General features: G+C 67.9%; 2 protein-coding genes. Both read right to left on the reverse strand.

Annotated features, from left to right (window positions below):
* A partial coding sequence (locus B3V69_RS09935; RefSeq protein ID WP_296446112.1) for an efflux RND transporter permease subunit occupies positions 1 to 2858 on the reverse strand: 2858 nt, incomplete at its 3' end.
* Between the two features lie 9 nt (positions 2859 to 2867).
* On the reverse strand, positions 2868 to 3215 hold a 348-nt coding region (locus tag B3V69_RS09940; protein WP_414707504.1), incomplete at its 5' end, for an efflux RND transporter periplasmic adaptor subunit.

The raw sequence follows: 3215 nt of genomic DNA on the forward strand, positions 1-3215 counted from the left end.
TCGCGCGCCAGGATGGCGTAGTCCACCAGCAGAATCGAGTTCTTGGTGACGATGCCCATCAGCATGATGAGGCCGATCATGGACGGCATCGACAGCGCCCGCCCGGTCAGCAGCAAGGCGACGAAGGCGCCGCCAATGCTCAGGGGCAGCGCCGCCAGAATGGTGACGGGCTGCAGGAAGTCATGGAACAGCAGCACCAGCACGCCGTAAATGCACAGCACGCCGATCAGCATGGCAATGCCGAAACTGGCAAACAGGGCCTGCATTTCCTGCGCGTCGCCGAGCTCGGCAATCTTCACGCCGGGGGGCAGGTTCTTCAGGCTGGGCAGGGCGCGCGCCTCGGCGTTCACGTCGCCCAGCTGGCGGCGGCCCAGCTCCACGTCCAGCGTCACGTTGCGGTTGCGATTCAGCCGGTCAATCTGCGCCGGGCCGCTTTCCATCGTGAGGCTGGCCACCACGCCGAGCAGCACCGGGCCGTTCTTGCCCGGCACCGTCAGGCGCTCCAGAGCCGCCAGGTCGGCGCGCACGGCGTCGGGCAGCTTGACGCGGATCGGCACCTGGCGCTCCGACAAATTGAGTTTGGACAGGCTGGTGTCGTAGTCGCCCGCCGTTGCCACGCGCACGGTCTCGCCGATGCTGGCGGCCGTCACACCGAGGTCGGCGGCGCGCGCGGCATCGGGCCGCACAATGATCTCGGGCCGCACCAGCGAGGCGCTGGAGCTGACGTTGCCCACGCCTTGCAGGGTGCGCAGTTCGCGCTCCACTTTTTGCGCGCTCGCCAGCAGGGCCACCGGGTCTTCGCTTTGCAGCACCAGTTGCATCTTGACGCCGGTATCGGGCGGGCCGACGGTGAAGCGGGCGCCCGGGATGTCGGTCAACTTGAGCCGCAGCTGCGACTCGATGTCCGCCATCGATGCCGTCCTGTCATTGCGGTGGGTGGTGGTGAGCGTGAGCACGGCGCGGCGTGCTTCGGCCGCGGCGCCGGGCGCAAAGGCGTCGCCGCTGGAGCCGCCGCCAATCGAGCTGAACACGCTTTTGACGTTCGGAGTCGTCATGCTGGCCGCGCGCGCCTGCTCGGCCACCGCGCGGGTCTCGGCCAGCGTGCTGCCGGGCGGCAGCTCAATGTTGATTTGCGTCTGGGCGCGGTCCGCGGCCGGCACAAAGCCGGTCGGCAACAGCGGCACCAGCGCGATCGAGGCGACGAAGAAGAGGGCCGCTCCGGTCATGGTGATGGCGCGGTGGCGCAGGCACCAGCGCATGGTCGCCATGTAGTGCGCCATCAGCCAGCCGTCGGGCGCCTCTCGGTAGGCCGCCGTCGGGTTGGCTTGCGCCGCATTCTTGTGCGGCTTCAGAAGGTAGGCCGCCATCATGGGCGTGAGCAGGCGCGCCACCACCAGCGAGGCCAGAATCGCAAGCACCGCGGTCCAGCCAAACTGCTTGAAGAACAGGCCCGGCACGCCGCCCATGAAGGCGGTCGGCAAGAACACCGCCACCAGCGCGAAGGTGGTGGCGATCACCGCCATGCCGATTTCGTCCGCCGCTTCCATGGCGGCCTGGTAGGGCGTTTTGCCCATGCGCAGATGGCGCTCGATGTTTTCGATCTCCACAATCGCGTCGTCCACCAGCACGCCGACCACCAGGGCAAGCGACAGCAGCGTCACGGTGTTGAGCGTGTAGCCGAAATACTTGAGTCCCAGGAACGTCGGGATCACCGACAGCGGCAGCGCGGCGGCCGACACCAGCGTGGCGCGCCAGTCGCGCAGAAACCACCACACCACCAGAATCGCCAGCAGCGCGCCCTCCAGCAGCAACTCCATGGAACCGCGGAAGTTCTCGGCCACCGGCTGGGCGTTGTCGATCACCTGCGTCAGGCGGATGGTCGGGTTCCTGGCCTGCAGTTCCGCCACGGTGGCGCGCACCCCGCGGGCGACCTCCACTTCGCTGGCGCCCTTGGTGCGAAACACCTCGAAGCCGACCACGCTGCGGCCGTCCTGCGTCGCCACCGAGCGCGGCTCGGCCACCGTGTCCAGCACCGTGGCCACCTGGTCGAGCCGGAGGTGGCGGCCGTCCGCCATCGGGATGTCGAGCAGCGCCAGCTCGGACGCGGTCTTGACGGTGGCGATGGTGCGCACCGACTGTTCGGCGCCACTGACATCGCCGCGGCCACCGGGCGCTTCCTGCTGCACCAGCTTCAGGCGGCGCGAGACATCGATGGCGGACACGTTCAAGGCCGCCATCTTGTTGGCATCGAGCTCGACCCGCACTTCGCGGCTGACGCCGCCGACCCGCTTGACGGCGCCCACGCCCGGCACGCTGAGCAGGCGCTTGGCCACCGCGTTGTCGACAAACCAGCTCAGGGCCTGGTCATCGAGCTGGCTCGCGCTGCCAGGGGCGGCGGAGGCGGCGGGGGTGGCCACGGGCGCCGCGGCCGCCGTGAAGGTCAGCACCACGCGCCCGGCGGTCGAGGCTTTGGTGACGGAAGGGTCGCGCAGGTCGGCCGGCAAGTCAGCGCGCACCCGCGCCACGGCGTCGCGCACGTCGTTGACGGCCTCGGTAATCGGCTTTTCCAGGATGAACTCGACCGTGATCTCGACATCGCCGTCGAGCACCTTGGTGTAGATGTTCTTGACACCTTGCAGCGTCGCCACCGAGTCTTCGATCTTGCGCGCCACTTCGGTTTCCAGCTGCGCCGGGGCCACGCCCGACAGGGTGGCGCTGATGGTGACGATGGGCAGCTCGATGTCGGGGAAGTCCTGCACCGCGCTGGCGCGGAACGACAGGATGCCCGCCAGCGAGAGCAGCACAAACAGCATGATGGCCGGTACCGGGTGCTTGATGGAGAGCGAGGAGAAGTTCACGCTTGCTCCTTATTTGGTAGCTGGTGTCGCAGGTTTGACGGGGGCTACAGGCATATTTGATTCTGAAACAGGAGCGGGCACCACCTTGACCAGATCGCCGTCGTTGAGGAAGCCGGCGCCGCTGGCCACCACCACCGCGTCCGCACTGATACCTCCCAGGACCTCGACCCGATCGCCGACGCGCCGCCCGATCTGCAGCTTGATCTGGCTGACGCGTTGGTCGCTGTTCAGGCGAAACACATAGTTGAAACCATCGCGCACCACCACCGACTGCTGCGGCACCGTCAGGGCGCTGGAATTGCCGAGCTCGAACTCGCCCCGCGCAAACATACCGGCCTTGATGGCCCCCACGCTGGT

This window comes from Rhodoferax sp. UBA5149, from assembly GCF_002413825.1.
GTDB lineage: Bacteria > Pseudomonadota > Gammaproteobacteria > Burkholderiales > Burkholderiaceae_C > Rhodoferax.